Source organism: Acidimicrobiia bacterium, from assembly GCA_036271555.1.
GTDB lineage: Bacteria > Actinomycetota > Acidimicrobiia > IMCC26256 > PALSA-610 > DATBAK01.
The window spans coordinates 52,851-73,745 of the sequence record DATBAK010000003.1 but is presented as its reverse complement, the minus strand read 5'-3'; the positions used below and the strand labels follow the sequence as shown (position 1 = coordinate 73,745).

The window sequence follows — 20,895 nt, the reverse complement described above, 5'->3', positions numbered from 1 at the left end:
CACTGCGTGGACGAACGGGTGGACAGGGGGAAGTTCGAGACCCGCTGCTGGACGCTGAAAGTCCAGGTCAGACCCGTCGTGGGCGGTCCCTCCATGGTACCAGATCAGGGGGTGGTTCCGGGCCCTTCGCGGCGGTCGCGCGCCCGGTCTCGTCAGCCTCGCGCGACCGTGATCCGCACCGCGCGAACGACGCCCGCGCCGAGCCGATCCGCGAGCGTCGCGACGATGTCGGACTCGAGGTAACGAAGCGGTGTGGCCCACGCGGGATCTTCGACGGTGAGGGTCAACACACCGTCTCGCAACGTGCCCAGCCGCACGTGTGGGGCGAGCTCGCGACCGACGAGCTCGGGCCACGCCGCGGTGACGACCGCCATTGCCTCGGGGCCTGCGACGCGCAGTTCCGACGTCAGCTCGACGAGCGCGTCGTGCAATGAAACCGGCGTCGATTCGTCGCGCGTCACGAGGTCATGATGCGCGCACCGTGCCGTCGACGATGCGCAATCGTTGCTCGGGATCGACACCGGGTGGCACCGCACTCGCCGTCGTCAACAACGTCTGACCCGGCGGGAGCTCGCGCACGAGCGCGTCCGCGCGCGCCGCGTCGAGCTCGCTGAACACGTCGTCGAGCAACAGCACCGGCGACACATCCGTCAGGTCCGCGGTGACGTGATGACCGGCGAGTCGCAGCGCGAGCGCGAGTGATCGTTGCTCACCCTGCGACGCGTGCGTTCGCGCGTCGAGATCGTCGAGTCGGAGTCGCAGCTCGTCTCGGTGCGGACCGACGAGCGTCACGCCGCGGTCGATCTCCTGCTTCCGTTTCCGCTCGAGCGCGTCGCGCAGCACGCCTGCGACCGCATCGAGCAACGTGGTGGCGATCGGCTCCTCGGACCATTCCGCGACGTAGGTCGCCTCGACCGCGCTCTCCCGGCCCGCGAGGTGCGCGTAGCTGGTGGTCAGCACCGGGAGGAGGCGTTCGACGAGCTGGACCCGGCCCCGCACCAGCTCGGTACCCGCCTGCACGAGCTGCTCGTCGAAGACCGTAAGCGTCGTGCGATCGTCTTCGTCGCGGATTCCGGAGCGCAGGAGCGCATTGCGATGCCGCAGCACCCGCTCATAGTCGCCGCGCGCCGCGTCGTAGCGCGCCGCGAGCCCGCCGAGGAGATCGTCGAGCAGATCGCGACGCCCCGACGGACCGCCCTTCACGAGCTCGAGATCGTCGGGCGCGAAGACGGTCACGCGCACGAGACCCGCGAGATCGCGCGTGCGCGTCAGCCGGTTGCGATTCAGCAGCACACGATTCGCTCCCGACGCGCGGATCGCGACCTCGAGCAACTGCCGGCGCTCTCCTTCCTGCACCTCCGCGCGCAGGATTGCTTCGTCGCAACCGCTGCGCACGAGCGCGCTGTCGGGCACGCCACGGAACGATTTCGCGCGTGCGGCCCACGCGACCGCTTCCAACAGGCTTGTCTTGCCCACCGCGTTCGCACCGAAGAGCACGGTGAGACCCGGAGCGAACTCGACGTCGAGCTCGTGAAAGCACCGGAAATCATTGAGCCAAACGCGCGCGACGCGCGCCGTGCCGGCGTTCACGTTCGCATCCGCGTGCGCGTCACCGTCTGTGGGACGGAACGGTTGCTGCGCCTGCTGCGGCGGCGGCTGGCCGAGACCTATGACGTTCGCACCGGCATGAGGAGATACATGAAGTCGCCGCCATCGGCCGATCGCAAGGTCGCAGGCTTGAGCGGGTCGACTGTGTCGAGCGCGACCTCCGCGCCGTCGACCGCGTCGATGCCTTCGAGCAGGAACTGCGGGTTGAACGCGACCGCGAGCTCGGTGCCCTCGAACTTCGCGTCGACCGCGCCGCTCGACGATCCGACGTCCTGCGCCACCATCGAGAGCTCGAGGCCGCTGGAGCTCATCGTCAACCGCACGGCCGCGTTGTCGCGGCCCTGCCCGACGATCATCACGCGCTCGACGGCGTCGCGGAACGCGTCCTTCGCGACCGTCAACCGGTTCGGGTAGCCGCTCGGGATCAGCTGCTCGTAGTTCGGGAACTCGCCTTCGATGAGCCGGGCCGTCACCTCGGCACGCGACGTGCGGAACACGACCTCGCGCTCACCCAGGACGATCTCGATCTCGCCGTCACCGGCGAGCCGCTGCACCTCCGCGAGCCCCTTCGCCGCGACGAGCACCTTCTGGCCCTCGGCCAGCATGCTCACGCCCTTCAGGTCGCGCATCGCGAGCCGGTAGGAATCGGTCGCCACGAGCCGGAGTCCGCCCGGCTGCGCCGCGACGAGGACGCCGGTCAGGATCGGCCGCAGGTCGTCCTTCGACGCCGCACGCACCACCTGCCGGAGCGCGCTCGCGAACGCCGCCGCTTCGATGCGCACGCCCTGGTCGTGACTCGTGCCGAGCCGCGGGTACTCGTCCGCGGCCTTGAGTCGCAGGGTCGTCGTGAACCCTCCGCCGGAGATGTGCGCCTCGTCGTCCACGGAGACCGTCACCGTTCCCGGCTCGAGCTTGCGCACGATCTCGCCGAGCAGCTTCGGGATCACGGCGACGCCGGGCTCGTCGACCTGCGCCGGCACCCGCACCCGATTCGTGATCTCGAGGTCGGAGCCGACGAGCTCGATGCCGTCCGCATCCGCGGTGACATGCAGGTCCGTGAGCACGGGCAGCGCGCCCGAACGACTGGCGACGGCCCGCTGCACCGTGGCGACCGCCTCGGCGAGGGTGTCCCGCTCGCACTGGAACTTCACCTCAGATCTCCTGTCATTCGCGCGGAAAGATCTCTTTGTCTCTGTAGGGGCTGTGGATTGTGCACGAAAACGCGTCCCTGCAGGTCGGAAGGTCCATCGACATGTGGACGAGCCGCTCCGTTGTCCACAGGTTTCCACAGCTCGGGTCGCGGAGCGCGGAGCGCGTCCACAGTGGACGGGAGATATCCCCAGCTATCCACAGGGTTGTCCACCGGTCGGCTCATGCCGGCGATCCGTGCTTGATGCGATTGATGAGCTCGTTGACCTGATCGAAGACCAAGAGCTTCTCGGGGAGCTGACCGCGGATCTTCTCGTACGCGTGCATGACCGTCGTGTGGTCGCGTCCGCCGAAGACCTTCGCGATCTGCGGATAGCTGTAATCGGTGAGCTCGCGGAACACGTACATGCAGATCTGACGTGCGTTCACGAGCGGTCGGCGCCGACTCTTGCCGATGAGCTCCTCGATCGGGAACCGGAACATCTCCGCGGTCTCCGAGAGGATCAGGTCCGGCGTGATTTGGCGGCGCCGCTCCGCCGGGAGGATGTCCGAGAGCACCGCGCGCGCGACCTCCTCGGTCAACTTGGCGCGGTGCAGCGTCGAGTACGCGGCGACGCGCGTGATCGCGCCTTCGAGCTCTCGGACGTTGTCGACGACGTTCTTCGCGATGTACTCGAACACTTCCGGCGGGATGCCGGTGAGGCCCTCGGATTGCGCCTTCTTGCGCAGGATTGCGAGGCGCGTCTCGAGCTCCGGGGGCTGGATGTCGACGATGAGCCCCCACTCGAAGCGGCTGCGGAGCCGGTCTTCGATGGTCGCGATCGACTTCGGCGGCCGGTCGGACGAGATGACGATCTGGCTGCCGCGCGCGTGCAGGTCGTTGAAGGTGTGGAAGAACTCTTCCTGCAGCTGTTCCGTGCGCTCGAGGAACTGGATGTCGTCGACGAGCAGCACGTCGACCTCGCGGTAGCGGCGCTTGAACGACGGCATCGACTTCAGCCGCATCGCGTCGACGAACTCGTTCATCATCGTCTCGGTCGACACGTAGCGAACGTGCTTCGTCGTGAAGAGGTAGAGCACGTGCTGCCCGATGGCCTGCAGCAGGTGCGTCTTGCCGAGGCCCGCCGGTCCGTAGATGAACAGCGGGTTGTAGGTACGGGCGGGCGACTCCGCGACCGACAGCGACGCGGCCTGGGCGAAGCGGTTCGACGATCCGACGATGAAGTTCTCGAACGTGCATTTCGGGTTCAGCGAGCCCTTCGTCCGCGGCTCGGCCTCGTCGACGGCCGCGAGCAGGGGCGCCGGCGCCTCGTGCTGCGGCGCGGGGGTCACCACGGGCGGCAGGTCCATGAGCTCGAGCTCGCGCGGGTCGGTCTCGACGACGAAGTCGCACCGCATCGGCGTCCCACTGAGCGTCTGCGCGGCGTCGTTCAGGATGCCGACGTAGCTCCGACGGATGCGTTCGACTGCGAGCGCGCTCGGCACCGCGAGGACGAGGACGTCGTCATCGGCTCGCAGTGCGAGTGCCCGAACCCCCCGGAACCAGGTGTTCCAGGTCGACTCCGCGAGCTGGCTCTGGACCGCGAGCGAGACCTTGCTCCATAGGTCTTCCGCACCGGCACGGTTCGCGTAGTCCTCGTCGTCCCGGTTGTCCACAGCAACATCCACAGGTGTGGAGAAAGCCTCTCGCCCGGACCGGCGGCGGCGCGAGTGGCCTCTCCAAGGTCCGAACGTGAACGGTTCCGGGGAAGTGTGCGCCGTCCGGGGCCGGACCGTTGGGCGCAGTTTCGGACCGTACCATCGGCCCTCGGGAGCGACAAGGCGACGCCTCGTCCAGCGCCCGCCGATTGCCGCGCCGCGCTCGACGGCCGTAGACTGTGGGGTCTGCGCAGCCGCGTCCGACGACGGACGCCAGGGCTTGCGCGCCTATCCGGGCCGAGGAGGCCATTGCGTGAAGCGCACGTTCCAACCCAACAACCGGCGCCGCAACAAGAAGCACGGCTTTCGCCATCGCATGTCGACCCGCGCGGGTCGCGCCCTCCTGAAGAACCGGAGAACGAAGGGCCGCACCCGCCTTTCGGCGTGATCTGGAGGGTCCGAGCCCCCCGTGAATTCCGTGCCTTCGATTCCGCCCGCCGTCACCGGCGGGGTCCGCTCGTGCTGACCTGCTGTCGCGCCGCGGACCCGGGCCCGCCGCGCGTGGCGTATGCGATCGGTCGCCGCGCCGGCGGCGCGGTCGACCGCAACCGCGTCCGTCGCCGGCTGCGCCACGTCATCGCGGCGCACGAAGCCCAACTCCGTCCCGATTGGCAATATCTGGTGGGGGTTCGTCCCGAAGTACGACGGAGCACGCCCGATGAGCTCACGGCCGCGTGGCTGAACCTGATCGCCCGTGCCCACGAGGACGCCTCATGACGCCCGACGCGCCCCGAACGAGCCGATCCGCACGGGCGGCCGACACCGCCCTCAACCTCTACCAGCGCGCGACGGTTCACCGTCTGCCGCGTTGTCGCTACTTCCCCACCTGCTCCCAATACGCGCGTGAGGCCATTGCCGCACACGGCGCGGCGGCAGGCTCGCTCCTCGCTCTGCGCCGTCTCGGTCGGTGCCACCCGCTCGGCGGGCACGGCTTCGATCCGGTTCCGGAGGCGCGTCCCTCGCGCCGCGGCGCCCCGTCGCTCCGGAAGGCCGGCCCGTGCTGAACCCGATCTACAAGGCCCTCGGCTACCTGCTCGCCGTCGCCTACTCGGTGGTGCCGCCGCACAATCTCGGCGTCGCGGTCATCGTCGTCACCTGCGTGGTGATGCTGATCCTGTTCCCGCTCACCGCGAAGCAGGCTCGCTCGATGATCGCCATGCAGAAGGTGCAGCCGGAGATCAAGCGCCTGCAGCAGAAGTACAAGAACGACAAGCAGAAGCAGAACGAGGAGATCCTCAAGTTCTACCAGGAGAACAAGATCAACCCGCTCGCCGGGTGCCTGCCCCTGGTGATGCAGATTCCGATCTTCATCTCGCTCTTCCATGTCCTCGAGAAGGTCCACAGCAACGTCCCGAAGACGGGGCAGTTCAACAAGCTCTACGTCGACATCTGCGGCAAGGCGGCGGTCGCCAGCGGGAAGTGTCAGGTCCATCCCAAGGGCCTCAGATTCCTCGGCATGGACATGTCGAAGTCGCTGTGGAGCGTGCGGGCGGAGTCCATCGCCACCGTCATCCCGTACGTCATCAGCATCCTTCTGATCATCGCGAGCGGCTGGTACCAGGCCCGCCAGACCATGGCGCGCCAGCAGAACCAGCCGCAGGCCGCGAGCGCGATCAACTCGCAGATGCAGTTCATGACCAAGGTCTTCCCGGTCGTGTTCGGCGTGCTGTCGCTCCGATTCGCGTCCGGGCTCATCGTCTACTGGGTGACGAGCAACGTCTGGCGGATCGGGCAGCAACACCTCGTCCTCAACAAGATCTACGACGACGCGCACGCGGCGCCGGCCCCGAAGGCGTCCGTCGCGGACGATGACGACGACGACGGCGGGGAAGACGACGGGTCCGTCGTCGACACCGCGAGTCGGCCCACGGGAGGCTCGAAGCCGAGCGTGCGCCGGCCCGGTGCGCCCAAAGGCGCGGGTGGAAAGGGCGCGGCGACGAACGCGGGCGGGAGATCACCGGCCAAGAGCGGCGGGAACGGTAGTGCCGGCAAGGCCGGCGGCAATGGCACGGGTAAGGGAGCCGGGAACGGCGGGCCGACTTCAATGTCGGCCGGCGCCCGGCGCAAGAAGCGCAAGCGCTGACCGACCGCCATGGAGTGGATCGAAGTCACCGGCCGTACGGTCGACGAGGCGAAGGAACGGGCGCTCGACGAGCTCGGCGTCCATGAGTCCGAGCTCGAGTTCGAAGTGCTCGACGAAGCCCGCTCCGGGTTCCTCGGGCGGATCGGTCGCAGCGACGCCCGCATCCGCGCCCGCATCAAGCCGCTCTCGCGGGAGAAGCCGGCCGACCGCCGGCGTCGGCGCCGCTCCGAAGGCGGACGGGGCGATGGCGAAGGTTCGAGCGGCAGTCGAGGCCGGAAGCGGCCTGCTCGCGAGGGCGGCGGTGGCGGCGCGGCGAAGTCGAAGCCCAAGCCGAGGTCGAAACCGAAGCCCGAACCGACGCCAGCAGCCGAGGTAGCCACCGGGGCCGCGGAGTCTTCCGCGCCGGCCGGCGCGGCACCGGGTCCCAAGCGCCGGAACCGGTCGCGATCACGCAACCGCCCGAATCGCGCCGAAGTCACAGAGTCAGATGAAGAGGAGCAGCCCGACATGGACAGCGAAGTCAATCTCGACGAGCAGGAAGCTGTCGCAGTCGAATTCGTCGAGGGCCTGCTCGACGCGCTCGGGGTCGGGGGTTCGGTGCGGACGACTCGCACCGAGGACGACGGCGTGGAGCTCGACATCGAGGGGGATGGTCTCGGCCTTCTCGTCGGGCCCAAGGGCGCGACGCTCGCGGCGCTCGAAGAGCTGACCCGCGCCGCGGTGCAGCACGCGGGAGATGGCGCGCGGGCGCGGCTGCACGTCGACGTCGGCGGATACCGCCAGCGACGCCGCGAGGCGCTCGCCGAGTTCACGCGCCAGGTGGCGTCCGAGGTGCAGTCGGGCGGCGACGCTCGCGCGCTCGAGCCGATGTCGGCCGCCGACCGGAAGGTCGTGCACGACACCGTGGCCGAACTCGACGGGCTGTCGACCGTGTCGGAGGGCGAGGACGCCCGCCGTCACGTCGTGATCCGCCCGGCCTGATTCCGAGCCGGCTCGTCGGGTGACGGATTCCGTCGGCGGCGCCGTCCCGTTCGATCAAGCCGATCTCGACCCGACGCATCGCCTCGCGGATCGCGTCGATGCGGCCGTCCCGTTCGATCAAGCGGAGCTCGATCGGGCGCTCGAAGAGGCTCGGCGGCTCGGGTTCTTCGGCCCTCGTCCCGTGGCAGAGCAACTGACTCATGCACGGGCACTCCTCCAACTGATCGAGGAAGCCGAGATCGTTGCGTCGCCGTTCCTCGATCTCGGCTCGGGCGGCGGGCTTCCGGGGCTCGCCCTCGCGGCCGTGTGGACGGACGCGGGCGGCGGGCTGCTCGATGCCTCGGCGCGGCGCTGCGCGTTCCTTCGGGAGACGGTTCGGAGTCTCGGTTGGGCGGATCGGATCGTTGTCTTCGAGGGGCGGGGCGAGACGCTCGCCCGTCGGCCCGAGCTCCGGGCGTCGTCGCCGCTCGTGGTGGCCCGGTCGTTCGCAAGTCCGGCGGTCACTGCGGAGATCGGCGGGGCGCTCGTTTCGCCGCACGGAGTGCTCGTGGTGAGCGAGCCCGAAACCGACGCGGATCGGTGGCCGTCGGAAGGTCTCGCTCGACTCGGCCTCGCCGTCGGCGACCGACGTCGGACCGAAGGCGCCGGCATCGTCGTCCTGCGACGGATCGAGCCGCTCGACGACGCCTGGCCTCGGGGCAACGGCGTCCCCGCCAAGCGCCCGCTCTGGTAGCCGGTTCACTGAGGTTGACGTTCCACGTGGAACGTCAACCTCCATGATTGCTCGGGCCACCCGGTGAGCGCCGAGCAGGCCCGACGCCACTTCCGACTCGTCCCGGTGGTCCGCGACCGACGTCCGGACCGAAGGCGTCGGCATCGTCGTCCGCGGCGGATCGAAGCGGCTGCCGGTGCCTCGAACGGAGCGACGGCGAATCGAACCCGCCGCCCTGACGTCACTTCCGACGGCGCCGCGGTCAACGTCGACGGGACCGAAGGGCGCCGGCAACGCGATCCTGACGGCGGATCGGACCGGCCGTCGACGCCTCGCCACGGAGAACGGCGGACGAATCGACGCCGTCCCACTTTCGACCGGTACGGTCAGCCCGACGAGCCCGACCGGAAGAAGCGCCGGCGTGATCTTGCGCGGGATCAACCGGTCGCCGATGCCGGGTACGGAGCGACGGCGGATAGAGGCGGGTGCCGACGCCAATTCCCGAGCTGCCCGGTGGTCTCCCTGTGACCCGCCGGACGGCGGGCGCCGGCGTGGCAATCCCGCGGCGGATCGAACCGGGGGCCGCCGCCCGGCATGGAGTGACGACGGCTCGCGCCGGCCGAGGACGGTCGCCGGCCGCCGACGTCACTTCCGACGGCCCCGGGGCCGTCGCCGAGGCGGACCGACGGGCGCCGGCGTCGTGATCCCCGCGCCGGATTGGCCACGGACGCCATTTCCGACAACTTCGCGGTCCCGAACGAGCGGGGCCGGGGAACCTCGGTTGTGAACCTGCGCCGGATCGAGCCGACCCGCCGACGCCATTTCCGACAACTTCGCGGTCCCGAACGAGCGGCGCCGGGGAACCTCGGTTGTGAACCTGCGCCGGATCGAGCCGACCCGCCGATGGCTCACCGCGCGGCGACGGCGGATCACGCCCGCTCGCCGATGCTGGGTCGGGCACAGGCACGGCGTGCCGCCAAACGCTGCCCTGGGGCCGGATTGAGGCGGCGACGTTCCACGTGGAACGTCCACCGAACCGTCTCAGAGCGCTGCGGAGCGCGAAACGGCCACCAGCCTCTACATATACCCAGGCTGTTGACAGGGTTGGGGATAAACGTCGGAAGGCCGACCGTGTGTCTCGGAAGCTGCGACGAATCGGCCGCGGGGCATTCCCTCGCGCGCGGCGCGGTAGTACGATGCGACCCCACGGGACAATGTTCCACGTGGAACACGGGGAAGATCGGGCGCCTACGGGCGACGAGAGCCGGGTCGCATGGACGGATCCTGGGCTCGCCGAACCCCCTCCTCCTCGTCGCGGGTGAACCCAGGAAAGCGATGCGCCGGTGAACGAATCCCATGTCGAGGCGCCCGATTCGGCGCCACCCGTCGAGTCGTCGAGTGCCGTGCCGTCGCCCGACACCATGGCACCGCTGCCGCCGATCGAGATGCCGTCGGTGCTGGCGGTCGCCAACCAGAAGGGCGGCGTCGGGAAGACGACCACCGCCGTCAACCTCGGCGCTGCGCTCGCCGAACTCGGTTTCCGTGTACTCGTGGTGGACCTGGATCCCCAGGGCAACGCGACAACCGGACTGGGCATCAGCCATCGCAACGTCGAGGGCTCGGTCTACGACGTGATCATGAACGACGTCCCGGTCGAGGACTGCGTCGAACCCACGAGTGTGCGGAACCTCTTCGTCATCCCGGCCACGATCGATCTCGCCGGCGCCGAGATCGAGCTCGTCCCGGCGATGTCCCGTGAGCTGAAGCTTCGACGAGCGCTGAGCGCAGTGAGCGACGACTACGACTTCGTGCTCATCGACTGCCCGCCGTCCCTCGGTCTGCTCACTGTGAACGGGTTGGCCGCGGCGGATGCCGTCCTCGTTCCGATCCAGTGCGAGTACTACGCGCTCGAGGGCTTGGGTCAGCTGCTGCGCAACGTCAAGCTGGTCCGGACCAACTTGAACGCCACGCTCGAGATGCGCGGCATCGTGCTCACGATGTTCGATGCCCGCACGAAGCTCGCGGAACAGGTCGAACAGGAGGTCCGCTTGCACTTCGGGTCGCGCGTCTACCGCACGGTCGTTCCTCGGACGGTGCGCATCTCCGAGGCGCCGTCGTTCGGTCAGCCGATCATCGTGTTCGATTCATCCTCGCGGGGCGCGATCGCCTACCGCGAGCTCGCCAAGGAGGTCAGCCGTGGCGCGACCCGGCGGGCTGGGTAGGGGGCTCGGCGCGCTCATCCCGTCCGGCGATTCGGCAGCGATGCCGGCGGCCGGGCTGCTCGAGCTTCCGACCGAGTCCATCCGTCCGAACCCTCATCAGCCGCGCGAGATCTTCGACGAGCAGGCACTCGCGACCCTTGCGGAGTCGATCCGCGAGGTGGGCGTCCTCCAACCGGTCCTGGTCCGGCTGTCCGGCGACGGGTACGAGCTCATCGCGGGCGAACGCCGCTGGCGCGCCGCACGTCGAGTCGGGCTCCAGACGATCCCGGCAGTCGTGCGGGTGGCCGACGACGCGCTCGCGTTGCAGCAGGCGATCGTCGAGAACGTGCAGCGGGAGAACCTCGATCCGCTCGAGGAGGCCGCCGCGTATCAACAGCTCATCGAGGACTTCCAGCTGACCCATGACGACGTTGCGCGCCGGATCGGCAAGAGCCGGGCCGCGGTCTCGAACTGCCTGCGGATCCTGCAGCTCCCGCCGACCGTGCAGCGCTACATCCACGACGGTTCGCTCAAGCGCGGTCATGCGATCGCGCTGCTCGGCACTCCCGATCGTGCGTTCCAGGAGCAGCTTGCCCGCCGCGCGGTCTCGGACGATCTCTCGGTTCGCTCGGTCGAGGACGCGGTTCGGGCACGCGGCGGCGAGCCGGTCGCCGAGCGGGTCGCGCGAGCCGGGCGCAAGCTCCGCCCACCGGGCCTACCCGAGCTCGAGAACCTGCTGTCGGATCATCTCGACACCCGCGTGAGCGTTGTCATGTCGGACGCCGACCGCCGAGGTCGGGTGATCGTCGAGTTCGCGGACCTCGAGGACCTCGAGCGGATCTACCGCAAGATGACCAACGGCTCGACTGCCCCGACGTCGGCGGACTGACGCCCGACCGAGGATCAGCCGTTCTCGATCGGTTCCTCGACACCGCGCCGAACACCACACACGATCGCGCTGACGAGCGCGACCGGCGCGGCCGCTGCGGCGCGCAGCCCGTCTTCGTCGTCCCGTCCCGCAGGCTGGCACTCCACGGCGGTCATCGGCGTCTCGCGCAGGATGCCGTACGCGCGGCCGCAGGCCTCGACCGGTCCGTGGACCCGGTCGAGCTCCTCGGCGATGCGCCTTGCGAGGGAGTAGCCGCGTTCAGATCGGAACGTCGAGGTCGCGAAGTAGGTCACGCGCCGGCCCGGCTCGTCGCCGACGCCGAGTGCGACGACCACGTCGGCGCCGTAGTGAGTCGCCTCTTCGGCGAGGTCGCGACTCTCGCGACCCGATGTGTCGATCAGCACCCGGGCGCCCGACTCGAGCAGCGCGCGTGCGACCGCCTGACCCAAACCCTCGAGCGCGGGATCGGCGGTCACGTACAGCCTCCGGCTCGCGAGCCGGCGCGGGTCGCGCCGCAGGGCCTCGCGTTCGCGCACCGCGGCCGCGGATCCGTCCGACAGGGCGCCGACCTGGTCGAGGCCGAGCAGCGTGGCGCGGCCGCACTGGCCGTCGGTCGCAAGCCCGACGTTCAGCTGAAATTCGCGCAGAGCGCGTTCAGTTTGGGGACCGAGGATGCCATCTTCGCGCCCAGCGTGAAATCCGAGCATGTTCAACCGCCGCTGGAGGGTTGCGACATCGTCGCCCCGCAGGAACGGGCGGGCAAGGAAGAGCATGCGGTCGCCGAGCTGGAACGAGCTCTCGACGAGGTGATCCCAGGTCTCGGGTCCGCACACACCGTCGACCCGCAGCCCGCGCTTGGTCTGGAACTCGCGCAGGGCGCGCTCGGTGTCGGGACCGAACTCGCCTTCGGCTCCGTCGTCGGGAATGCCGGCGACGGCGAGCCGCCGCTGCAGCTCACCGACGGCCTCACCGGTCGCGCCGGCCCGGAGCACGGGCCGGCCGGTCAAGCGATGAACTCGGACAGATCCTGCAGCAACTGCGCCTTGCCCTTGGCGCCGACGAGCCGCTTGCGCAGCTCACCCTCCTGGAACACGAGCAGCGTCGGGATGCTGAGCACCTCGTAACGACGCGCGATGTCGGGGTTGTCGTCGACGTTCAACTTGGCGACGGCGAGCTTGCCCTTGTTCTCGTTGGCGATGTCCTCGAGAACGGGGGCGATCATCTTGCAAGGTCCACACCACTCGGCCCAGAAGTCGATGACGACCGGGACGTCGGAGCCCAGCACGGACTCGTCGAACGTGGAATCGGACAACGTGACAATGGCGTCGGACACGGAGAACGTTCCTTTCGCAAAGCGGGTGGAGTGTACCCGTCGGTTGCGGAACACCCGCCTGCCGGCGGCGATTCCGCGCCGTTCGCAGCGCTACAGCGCTTCGAGATAACGCTCGGCGTCGAGCGCGGCCATGCAGCCGGAACCCGCGGCGGTGATCGCCTGCCGATAGATGTGGTCCTGCACGTCGCCGCCCGCGAAGACGCCGGGGATCGATGTCGCCGACGAGCCTGCCTTGGTGAGGATGTAGCCGTTCTCGTCGAAGTCGAGCTGGCCCTCGAACAGCGCCGTGTTCGGTGTGTGACCGATGGCGACGAACACGCCGCTCACCGCGAGATCACTCGTCGAATCGGTCTCGACGTCGCGCATGCGCAGCGCTTCGACCTTGCCATTGCCGAGCACTTCCTCGACGACGGTGTTCCACAACACGCTGATCTTCGGGTTCGCGAACGTGCGGTCCTGCATGATCTTCGACGCGCGGAACTCCTTGCGCCGGTGGATCAGGGTGACGTTCGTCGCGAAGCGCGTGAGGAAGTTCGCTTCCTCGAGCGCGGAGTCGCCGCCACCGACGACGGCGATCGGCAGATCGCGGAAGAAGAAGCCATCGCACGTCGCGCAGGTCGACACACCGTGCCCGAGCAGGTGCTGCTCCGACTCGAGGCCGAGCATCTTCGCGGTCGCGCCGGTGGAGATGATCACCGACTTCGCCTGGTATTCGGCGTCGCCGACGTGGATGCGGAAGGGGCGTTGCGAGAGGTCGACGCGGTCGACGTCGGAGGAGACGAACTCGGCGCCGAAACGCTGCGCCTGCTCGCGGAACAGCATCATGAGCTCTGGGCCCATGATCCCGTTCGGGAAACCGGGGAAGTTCTCGACGTCGGTCGTGAGCATGAGCTGCCCACCGGCACCGACGCCCTCGATGACGAGCGGCTCGAGGTTCGCACGCGCGGTGTAGACCGCGGCCGTGAGGCCGGCCGGGCCCGATCCGACGATGACGACGTCGCGCACGGCGCTCGGGTTCCCGCTCATTCACTGCTCCTCGGGCTGCGTTTGGCCCAGAAGAAGAGCCCCAGCACCACAAAGATTCCCCCGAGGACCAGCCAGACCGCCCACACCTCACCCTGCGCGACGAGCACGCCGCCGCGGAAGGCTCCGAGAACGAGCAGCACGAGCGCGGTGACGACCGCGAACGCGGCGAACATGCCGTAGACGACCACGCGCGTGAACCGGTGCGCGGGGACGACGGTGCGCTCGCGCACCGCGCCGACGACCTTCTCGATCGTGTCGACGGCTTCGGTGGTCCAGTCGGCCATGCGCGGTTGAACCCCCTGAGAGCGACCGAGGAGCGGAGATCGTACCCCGCGTCAACCCTGGAAGAACTGAGACGTGAGCAGCCGGCAGTCTCGCCGATCGAGCACGTAGATCAGCGTCTTGCGGTCGTCGCGAGCCACCACCACGATCGCCGGAGCCCCTCGATACGTCGCCGTGGACAAGGGCCGCGCGGTGACGCCCGCAGGCGTCTTCACGGTCGTGACGCACTGACGGCCGGGGATCGACGGGTTCGTGATGGGCGCGTCGGTGGGCTGCGCACGGAGTGCGGCGCGGACCTGCGCGAGCAGGCGGCGCGGCTCGGAGACGTCGCCGAGCGCGGCCGCCTTCGGGGTCGTCGTGGCCGCGCCGGCACCGTTCCGTGATGCGCTGCCCGTCTCGCTCGTGGAGTGCGACATGGCCGCGAGGGCCCACACGCCGAGCCCGACGACCGCGATCACTGCGGCCGCGGCGAGGAGGGGCGGCGGGACGCGATTCAATCGGCGGATCGCCGGCGCCGGCGTCGGTGCGGGTGCGCGCTCGGCCAGGGCGCGGTTCACGAGCCGGCGGCGCGTCGCCTCGTCGAGCGGTGGTGGGGACGTGCCAATGGCGTCGCGCGCCCGCGCGAGTGCGCCGTCGAGCGGTTCGTCGGGGTCGTTCGGTTCGTTGGTCATCACACGGCTCGTGAGCTTGGGCGTTCGGTGGGGTCGTCGGGGTTCCCGAGATGCTCGGCGACCGCGGCGCGACCGCGCGCGATGCGCGACCGCACGGTGCCGATCGGGATGTCGAGCACCTCGGCGATCTCGGAGTACTCGAGGCCCGCGAGGTCGCGCAGCACGACCGCGGCGCGCGCGGTGGGCGAGAGGGTCGCGAGCGCGGCGTCGACGTCGAGGCGCGCGTCGACCGCGCCGGTCGCGTCGCCCGACGACACCAGGTCCGGATCGATCGCCGACGGGATCGGGCGGCGGTGACGGCGGCGCGCTTCGTCGAGCGCGGCATTGGTCGCGACTCGGTACAGCCACGTCGTGAAGCGCGCGCGGCCGTCGAAGCGCGTGATGCCGCGCGCGACCGCGATCAGCGCTTCCTGGGTCGCGTCGAGCGCGTCGTCGGCGTTGCCGAGCACGCGCCGGCACACCGCGTGGATGCGGTCGACGTGCCGTTCGAGGAGCGTTTCGAGCGCGGCGCGGTCGCCGCCGGACGCGCGGCGAGCGAGCTCGTCGTCGTCGAAATCGATCAGTGGCCCTCGAACCAGGTGACGCCGATGACGCCGGGGCCGGTGTGCACGCCGACGACCGGTCCGATCTCGCCGACGACGATCTCCGCGTTCTCGACGATCGGTTCGAACATCGCGACGAAGGCGTCGACGTCGGGCGCGTTCGCGTGCATCACGAACAGCGACTCGACGGGGCGTTCCTTGACCTGATCGACGACGTGACGCAACGCCTTCGAGCGCGTGCGCACCTTCGCGACCGGCGACACCTCGCCGTCCTTGACCGTGATCACCGGCTTGATCGAGAGCATCGATCCGAGCAGCGCCTGCGCGCCACCGATGCGCCCGCCCTTGCGGAGGTACTCGAGCGTGTCGAGCGTGAACAGCGCGTGGGCGCGGGTGCGCGCGTCTTCGAGCGCGGTGACGATCGTGTCGACGTCGGCGCCGTCGTTCGCGAGGCGCGCGGCGCGCAACGCGAGCATGCCGATGCCCATCGACGCGCTCTCGGAGTCGAAGACTCTGACGGGGCACACACCGTCGAGCGACTTCGACGCGATCTGCGCCGACTGCATCGTCGCCGACATCTTCGACGAGAGGTTGACGCACACGATGCCGTCGGCGCCGCCTTCGTGCAGATCGCGGAACGTCGTCTCGAACGCGCCCACCGACGGCGCAGCCGTCTCGGGGAGGACCGTCGTCCGACCGAGGCGCTCCCAGAACGCGGCCGTCGTGAGCTCGACCCGGTCGACGAGCTCGTCGGCACCGAAACGGATCGAGAGCGGCACGATCTCGATGCCGAGCTCGTCGCAGAGCGCGGGCGGGAGATCGCAGGCACTGTCGCTCACGATCCGAACTGGCATGCGAACCCCCTCGTCAGGGCGGGGCCGGGAGCCGCCCTTCTGCTCCCATCGTGGCACGCGGCCCTACCGATCGCGCCGCACGGCGGCGACCGTCGCCCGTAATTCATCGGCGCCGAGCGCTTCGAGGACCACGAGATACACGACGATGCCGGCGATCCCGGCCCCGATCATCGCCGCGAGCGCGTTGTGGATCGCGTGCGCGAGCAACGCGGTCGCGATCGCGAGCGCGATGGCCGCGACGACGGCCTTGACCGCAGTGCGCATGGTGCGGGCACCGTCGAAATGCTCGATCCGCGGCCGGAGCGCGACGAGCGCGACGACCGCCGCCACCGCGTACGCGAGGGAGAACGCGTACGCGAGGCCGCTGATCCCGAAATGGGGATAGAGGAGCGCGGCGAGCACGACGTTGAGCGCGTTCTCGAGGCAGTTCACGTAGAACGGCGTGCGCGTGTCGCGCAATGCGTAGAAGCCGCGCAGCGCGTAGAGGTAGACGGAGAACGGCACGAGACCGACGGAGAACGCGCGCAGCGCGTTCGCGGTGAGCGCGACCGAGCTCGGACCGAAGTCGCCGTGCTGGAGCAGCCCCGCCACGAGCTGGTGCGCGAGCACGGCGCAGCCGACCGACGCGGGCACCATGACGATGAGCAAGCTGCGCAGACCGAGGCAGAAGCGGGCGCGCAACGCGGCGATCTCGTCCCGGCGGGCCAGTGACGCGAGCTCCGGGCCGAGCGTCGTCATGAGGCTCACCGCGAGGAGTCCGTGCGGGAGCTGGAAGAACGCGTACGCGTACGTGTAGGCGGAGACGACGCCGTCGCGGCTGCGCGCGATCACGAGCACGTAGATGAGCGCGACCTGGTTGGCGATCACGTAGCCGACCGTCCAACCCGACAGCCGGACCATCGCGCGCACCGCGGGATGGCGGAACGACACGACGTAGCGCAGGCGGATCCCCGCGAGCTTGACCGCGGGCAGCAGCACGAGCCCCATGAGCACGATGCCGGCCGTCGTGCCGATGCCGAGCAACAGCACGAGCGCGGGGCTGCTCGCCGCGTGGGAGAGGGTCAGACCGTTCTTCGTGACGAGGTGCGGCAGCGCGAGGAACAGCGCGATGACGATGACGTTGTTGAGCACCGGCGCGAACGCGGCGGCGACGAAGCGCCGACGCGCGTTCAACATCGCGCTGAGCAGCGCGGTGAGCCCGTAGAACACCATCTGCGGGATGAAGAGCAGGATGAGATCGGTCGCAACGTGCTGCGCGTGCGCGCGGTCGTGCCCGTGGGCCTTGTAGCTGAACAGATGCGCGATGAGCGGCGACGCGAGCAGCGCGACCGCGGTGAGCACGATCAGCAGCGTCATCGCCGTGCCGAAGATCGCCGAGGTCGCGCCGTCGTCCTGGCGCTCGTCGGCGTCGACGAAGAGCGGGACGAGCGTGGCGGTGAGGACGCCGCCGAGGATCAACTCGAACACGATGTTCGGTGTGTTGTTCGCGACGTTGTACGTGTCGGCCAGCAGCGTGGTGCCGATCGCGTAGGCCATTGCCTGGACGCGGATCAGCCCGGTGACGCGCGAGAGCGCGGTGCCCATCGCGACGACCGCGCTCGAGCGGACGAGCGCGCGCTCGTCGGAGACCGCCTCCTCGGGCGGTGGCAGCGTCATGCGCGCGCGCTCACGCGGTGGCCGGACCGGTGACCATCGCGGCGCGCTTGGCGCGGCGCGAACGCAAGATGTGGTTGCCCCACCAGAACGCGAGGAACAGCAGCGCGCCGACGGTGAGCAGTACGCCGATGCTGCTGAAGACGGTCGACCGCACGATCACCTGCGTCGTCGAGATCGTGAACTGGTCGTCGGCGGTCGTGAGCGTGACCTGCATCGGGAACGTGCCCGACGTGCGCGCGGTGACCGGGAACCGGATCGTCGTGTTGCGCGGCGGAAGCTTCAGCAGCTCCTCGGCACCGTCGGGGAACGTCAGCTTCGTGCTGGACAGATGCAACTTCACGCGCACGGTCTGGCCGGTCTTGTTGCTGAACGAGATCGGGATGCGCGCGGTGCGCGAGGTCAACGTGATCGTGTGACCGGTCGTCTTGATCGAGCTGAGGAACGCCTGCGCGTCGCGGTCGATGGTGTCGAGCGCGTCGACGGCCTCCGCGGGATCGAGCGCCGACGACGGCGCGATGAGGATCGCGTGCGCGCCCGCGAGGACGCGCGGGTCGTCGTCGCCGACGAGCGATTTGAACGACGCGAGCGCCCGCCGCGCCGCGCCGAGCTGACCCGCCGTGACCGTCGGCGGCTTCGGCTTCGTGTCGACGAGCGAGGTGACGATCGGCTCGTCGTCGTCGTTCGTGTCCTCCGGTACGGACGAGAAGTAGCCATCGAGTGTCGTCGCGCGGATGAACGGGTTGCTGCGCAATCCCGTGAGCACCTGCTCGACGAGGCCGAGGTTCGGGCTCCAGTCCGAGGGCGTCGCCAGCACGATGCCGCGCGCACGCGACGGCGCCTCGAGCGCGATCAACGACATGCCCGCGAGGAAGCGCTGCGCGCGCTCGGCCGCCGAACCGCTGCCGTCGAGCAGACCGTCGGCGAAGTCGCTGCTCGCGGTCGCGGTGTACACGTGGTCGGCACTGCGGATGCCGAACCAACGCGCGGGCGTGAGCACGTGCGGCACGGGCACGACCGACGGCTCGCGCACGACGAAGCGCTGCGCGAAGGCCTGATCGTGCGCGATCGACAACGCGCCTGCATCGACGGGATCGAGCAAGACCGTTCGCGGGTCGGGAACCACGCCGACCACCGACTGCACCGCGTCGGTGCCGAGGCGTAGGTCGTCGACGAAGCTGCTGTCGAGCCCGGCGGCTTCGAGCGACGGCACGTTCAGGGGGACGTACGGCGTCGCGAGCACCTGGCGGCGATCTTCGTCGGCCACCGCTTCGCGCACGCGCGTGAGGCCGGCCGACGCGCCCTTGTCGTGGCGCGCGAGGTTCGCCCACGACTCGAGTGTCTCGGGACCGAGCACGAGGCTGAGCGGCACCGTGCGCGCCGCCGCGAGCGCCTGCGCGGCGCGACCGAGCCGGCCGTCCGGACCGATCATGTGCTGCACCGCGGCGCGGTTCGCCGTCGTGAGTGGCGGACCCTGCAACTGCCACACCCACGCGAACGCGAGCCGTTCCGTGAGCGGCTGCTCCGCGACGACGAGCCACGTCGAGGCCGTCGCGATGGGATCGCCACCCGCGGGGCTCAGCGACAGCGTCAGCGGATAGACGCCCGTGTGCCGCACCGACAAACGCGAGGAATCACGCGCGAGCTGCGGATCCTGGAGGCCGAGGGGAAGCACGCGATCACCGTTGTGTGCGCGCGGCACATACGAAGCGGCGACCGAGACGTCGTCGACGACGCTCGGATCACCCTTGCCGTCGAGCGTGTCGGAGAAGGCGGTGCGCGACGTCACTGCGGGATGGACCGACACGCGGAGCAGGAGCGACGACACGTCGGCGCCGGTGATGCGGAAGTGCACCGCGAACGACGAGCCCGGCGCGACCCAGGCTGGGATCGAGGTGACCACGAGCTGCGGCGCGTTCGACGCCGGGGTCGTGGTGGGCGCGGGCGCGCTCGTCGGGGCCGCGGCGAGCGCGCGGGAAGGCGCGCCGCCGAGGAGGGTCGTCGCGGTGATGACCGCGAGTGCGGCCGCGCCGGCCGCCCACCGGCGCGGGCGGGCGCGGGAAGACGTCGTCACCAGGGAGTCGAGCGTACCGTCGGGCCCTCGCCGCACCCGGGCGCAGCCGTTGCCGCGCCTACCCTCGGGTCGATGGTGCTCGTCGCGTCGGACCCTCTGTTCGCCGAGCACGACGCCGGGCGCACGCACCCCGAGCGGCCCGCGCGGCTCGATGCCGTGCACGCGGGGCTGCAGCTCGCGGGCATCGACCCGAGCGGTCACACGGTGCTCGAGCGCCGGCGCGCGACGCGCGAGGAGCTCGAACGCGTCCATCCGGCCGCTCATCTCGACCGGCTCGAGCGGATCTCGCAGGCGGGCGGCGGTCACATCGACGCCGACACTGCGATGAGCGAACGGTCCTACGACGCCGCCGTTACCGCCGCGGGCGCGGGCCTCGCGGCGATCGACGCGCTGCGTGCCGGTCGTGCCGACGCCGCGTTCCTCGCGGTGCGGCCGCCCGGCCACCACGCGGTGCCCGACCGCGCGATGGGCTTCTGCCTCGTCAACAACATCGCGGTCGCGGCGGCGGAGCTCGTGGCACGGGGCGAGCGGGTGGTGGTCGTCGACTGGGACGCGCACCACGGCAACGGCACGCAGACGATCTTCGAGGCTTCGCCCGCCGTCCTCTACGTGTCGCTCCACGAGTGGCCGCTGTATCCGGGTACCGGTCGCGCCGACGAGATCGGTACCGGCGAGGGCGCGGGCACGACGCTCAACGTGCCGGTCCCGTCGGGTACGACCGGCGACGTCTACCTCGAGGCGCTCGACACGGTCGTTGCGCCCGCGGTCGAGCGGTTTGCACCGACGTGGGTGCTGGTATCGGCGGGCTTCGACGCCCACCGGGCCGATCCGCTGACCGGCCTCGGTCTGTCGAGCGGCGACTTCGCCGATCTCACCGCACGCGTCGCGGCCTTCGCGCCGGTTCCGGGCCGGCTCGTCGTGTTCCTCGAGGGCGGCTACGACCTTCAGGCCCTGCGGGATTCGGTGGCGGCCACCGTCTCGACACTGGAAGGCCGGCCGATCCGCCCGGAGCCGGCGACCGCGGGCGGACCCGGCGGCACCGCCGTCGCAGCCGTCCGCCGCTACCGCGAAGAGGTTCTGGGCGTCGACTGACTCCACTCGGGCGTCGTCCGTGCCGATGCATGGGGACCCCGGGAGGT

Annotated in this window: 21 protein-coding genes; 8 read left to right on the top strand and 13 right to left on the bottom strand. The window is 70.0% G+C overall.

Annotated elements, in window-relative coordinates; genetic code table 11:
- Window positions 1-152: 152 nt before the first annotated feature.
- From VH914_01565 to dnaA, 4 genes are all read right to left on the bottom strand, one after another.
- The gene (locus VH914_01565; protein ID HEX4489868.1) at window positions 153-461 is read right to left on the bottom strand and encodes a DUF721 domain-containing protein; all 309 of its coding nucleotides are present in this window, start codon (window positions 459-461) and stop codon (window positions 153-155) included.
- A 4-nt stretch (window positions 462-465) separates the two neighbouring features.
- Window positions 466-1,590 carry a DNA replication and repair protein RecF gene (gene recF / locus VH914_01560; protein HEX4489867.1) on the bottom strand — a complete coding sequence of 375 codons (1,125 nt, stop codon included), beginning with the start codon at window positions 1,588-1,590 and terminating at the stop codon, window positions 466-468.
- Window positions 1,591-1,667: 77 nt separating this feature from the next.
- On the bottom strand, window positions 1,668-2,759 hold the full coding sequence (gene dnaN, locus VH914_01555; protein ID HEX4489866.1) for a DNA polymerase III subunit beta: 1,092 nt from the start codon (window positions 2,757-2,759) through the stop codon (window positions 1,668-1,670).
- Window positions 2,760-2,979: 220 nt separating this feature from the next.
- Complete coding sequence (dnaA, locus tag VH914_01550) at window positions 2,980-4,413, bottom strand: chromosomal replication initiator protein DnaA (protein ID HEX4489865.1); 1,434 nt, start codon at window positions 4,411-4,413, stop codon at window positions 2,980-2,982.
- Window positions 4,414-4,708: 295 nt separating this feature from the next.
- Between dnaA and rpmH the strand changes: the two genes are divergently transcribed.
- The 7 genes from rpmH to VH914_01515 all read left to right on the top strand — a co-directional run bounded on the left by rpmH (window position 4,709) and on the right by VH914_01515 (window position 11,321).
- Window positions 4,709-4,843 carry a 50S ribosomal protein L34 gene (rpmH, locus tag VH914_01545; protein ID HEX4489864.1) on the top strand — a complete coding sequence of 45 codons (135 nt, stop codon included), beginning with the start codon at window positions 4,709-4,711 and terminating at the stop codon, window positions 4,841-4,843.
- A gap of 325 nt (window positions 4,844-5,168) precedes the next feature.
- Window positions 5,169-5,459, top strand: coding sequence for a membrane protein insertion efficiency factor YidD (yidD, locus tag VH914_01540; GenBank protein HEX4489863.1), 291 nt, complete (start codon window positions 5,169-5,171; stop codon window positions 5,457-5,459).
- Entirely contained in the window at window positions 5,453-6,538 is a 1,086-nt protein-coding gene (locus tag VH914_01535) for a YidC/Oxa1 family membrane protein insertase (GenBank protein ID HEX4489862.1), read from the top strand. The genes yidD and VH914_01535 overlap by 7 nt, the downstream gene beginning before the upstream one ends.
- A gap of 9 nt (window positions 6,539-6,547) precedes the next feature.
- Entirely contained in the window at window positions 6,548-7,519 is a 972-nt protein-coding gene (gene jag / locus VH914_01530) for an RNA-binding cell elongation regulator Jag/EloR (GenBank protein HEX4489861.1), read from the top strand.
- 19 nt (window positions 7,520-7,538) lie between these two features.
- Window positions 7,539-8,252, top strand: a complete 714-nt coding sequence (locus tag VH914_01525; protein ID HEX4489860.1) for an RsmG family class I SAM-dependent methyltransferase — start codon at window positions 7,539-7,541, stop codon at window positions 8,250-8,252.
- A gap of 1,424 nt (window positions 8,253-9,676) precedes the next feature.
- The gene (locus VH914_01520; protein ID HEX4489859.1) at window positions 9,677-10,453 is read left to right on the top strand and encodes an AAA family ATPase; all 777 of its coding nucleotides are present in this window, start codon (window positions 9,677-9,679) and stop codon (window positions 10,451-10,453) included.
- The gene (locus tag VH914_01515) at window positions 10,428-11,321 is read left to right on the top strand and encodes a ParB/RepB/Spo0J family partition protein (GenBank protein HEX4489858.1); all 894 of its coding nucleotides are present in this window, start codon (window positions 10,428-10,430) and stop codon (window positions 11,319-11,321) included. Before VH914_01520 ends, VH914_01515 begins: the two co-directional genes overlap by 26 nt.
- 14 nt (window positions 11,322-11,335) lie before the next feature.
- Here the strand turns inward: VH914_01515 and VH914_01510 are convergent, their stop codons facing one another.
- From VH914_01510 to VH914_01470, 9 genes are all read right to left on the bottom strand, one after another.
- The gene (locus VH914_01510) at window positions 11,336-12,328 is read right to left on the bottom strand and encodes a peptidoglycan-binding protein (GenBank protein ID HEX4489857.1); all 993 of its coding nucleotides are present in this window, start codon (window positions 12,326-12,328) and stop codon (window positions 11,336-11,338) included.
- Entirely contained in the window at window positions 12,325-12,654 is a 330-nt protein-coding gene (gene trxA / locus VH914_01505) for a thioredoxin (protein ID HEX4489856.1), read from the bottom strand. The genes VH914_01510 and trxA overlap by 4 nt, the downstream gene beginning before the upstream one ends.
- A 90-nt stretch (window positions 12,655-12,744) precedes the next feature.
- Entirely contained in the window at window positions 12,745-13,680 is a 936-nt protein-coding gene (gene trxB / locus VH914_01500) for a thioredoxin-disulfide reductase (protein HEX4489855.1), read from the bottom strand.
- Window positions 13,677-13,964 carry a hypothetical protein gene (locus VH914_01495; protein ID HEX4489854.1) on the bottom strand — a complete coding sequence of 96 codons (288 nt, stop codon included), beginning with the start codon at window positions 13,962-13,964 and terminating at the stop codon, window positions 13,677-13,679. The genes trxB and VH914_01495 overlap by 4 nt, the downstream gene beginning before the upstream one ends.
- Before the next feature lie 51 nt (window positions 13,965-14,015).
- Window positions 14,016-14,633 carry a hypothetical protein gene (locus VH914_01490; protein ID HEX4489853.1) on the bottom strand — a complete coding sequence of 206 codons (618 nt, stop codon included), beginning with the start codon at window positions 14,631-14,633 and terminating at the stop codon, window positions 14,016-14,018.
- Window positions 14,633-15,193: an RNA polymerase sigma factor gene (locus tag VH914_01485; GenBank protein ID HEX4489852.1), complete on the bottom strand. Its 561-nt coding sequence runs from the start codon at window positions 15,191-15,193 to the stop codon at window positions 14,633-14,635. Before VH914_01485 ends, VH914_01490 begins: the two co-directional genes overlap by 1 nt.
- The gene (locus VH914_01480) at window positions 15,193-16,029 is read right to left on the bottom strand and encodes a DegV family protein (GenBank protein HEX4489851.1); all 837 of its coding nucleotides are present in this window, start codon (window positions 16,027-16,029) and stop codon (window positions 15,193-15,195) included. The genes VH914_01485 and VH914_01480 overlap by 1 nt, the downstream gene beginning before the upstream one ends.
- Window positions 16,030-16,092: 63 nt before the next feature.
- Window positions 16,093-17,685 (bottom strand): murein biosynthesis integral membrane protein MurJ, encoded by a 1,593-nt coding sequence (murJ, locus tag VH914_01475; protein ID HEX4489850.1) that lies wholly within the window; start codon window positions 17,683-17,685, stop codon window positions 16,093-16,095.
- Window positions 17,686-17,695: 10 nt separating this feature from the next.
- A complete protein-coding gene (locus VH914_01470; protein HEX4489849.1) occupies window positions 17,696-19,756 on the bottom strand; it encodes a DUF6049 family protein in 2,061 nt (686 codons plus the stop codon).
- 72 nt (window positions 19,757-19,828) lie between these two features.
- Between VH914_01470 and VH914_01465 the strand changes: the two genes are divergently transcribed.
- Window positions 19,829-20,848 (top strand): histone deacetylase, encoded by a 1,020-nt coding sequence (locus VH914_01465; protein HEX4489848.1) that lies wholly within the window; start codon window positions 19,829-19,831, stop codon window positions 20,846-20,848.
- Window positions 20,849-20,895: the final 47 nt, after the last annotated feature.

Bases quoted from the DNA above. Each gene is read 5' to 3' on its own strand.
- yidD (HEX4489863.1), top strand. From the start codon at position 5,169: ATGACGCCCGACGCGCCCCGAACGAGCCGATCCGCACGGGCGGCCGAC.
- jag (HEX4489861.1), top strand. From the start codon at position 6,548: ATGGAGTGGATCGAAGTCACCGGCCGTACGGTCGACGAGGCGAAGGAA.
- VH914_01520 (HEX4489859.1), top strand. From the start codon at position 9,677: ATGCCGTCGGTGCTGGCGGTCGCCAACCAGAAGGGCGGCGTCGGGAAG.
- trxB (HEX4489855.1), bottom strand. From the start codon at position 13,680: ATGAGCGGGAACCCGAGCGCCGTGCGCGACGTCGTCATCGTCGGATCG.
- VH914_01495 (HEX4489854.1), bottom strand. From the start codon at position 13,964: ATGGCCGACTGGACCACCGAAGCCGTCGACACGATCGAGAAGGTCGTC.
- VH914_01490 (HEX4489853.1), bottom strand. From the start codon at position 14,633: ATGACCAACGAACCGAACGACCCCGACGAACCGCTCGACGGCGCACTC.
- VH914_01480 (HEX4489851.1), bottom strand. From the start codon at position 16,029: ATGCCAGTTCGGATCGTGAGCGACAGTGCCTGCGATCTCCCGCCCGCG.
- murJ (HEX4489850.1), bottom strand. From the start codon at position 17,685: ATGACGCTGCCACCGCCCGAGGAGGCGGTCTCCGACGAGCGCGCGCTC.
- VH914_01465 (HEX4489848.1), top strand. From the start codon at position 19,829: ATGGTGCTCGTCGCGTCGGACCCTCTGTTCGCCGAGCACGACGCCGGG.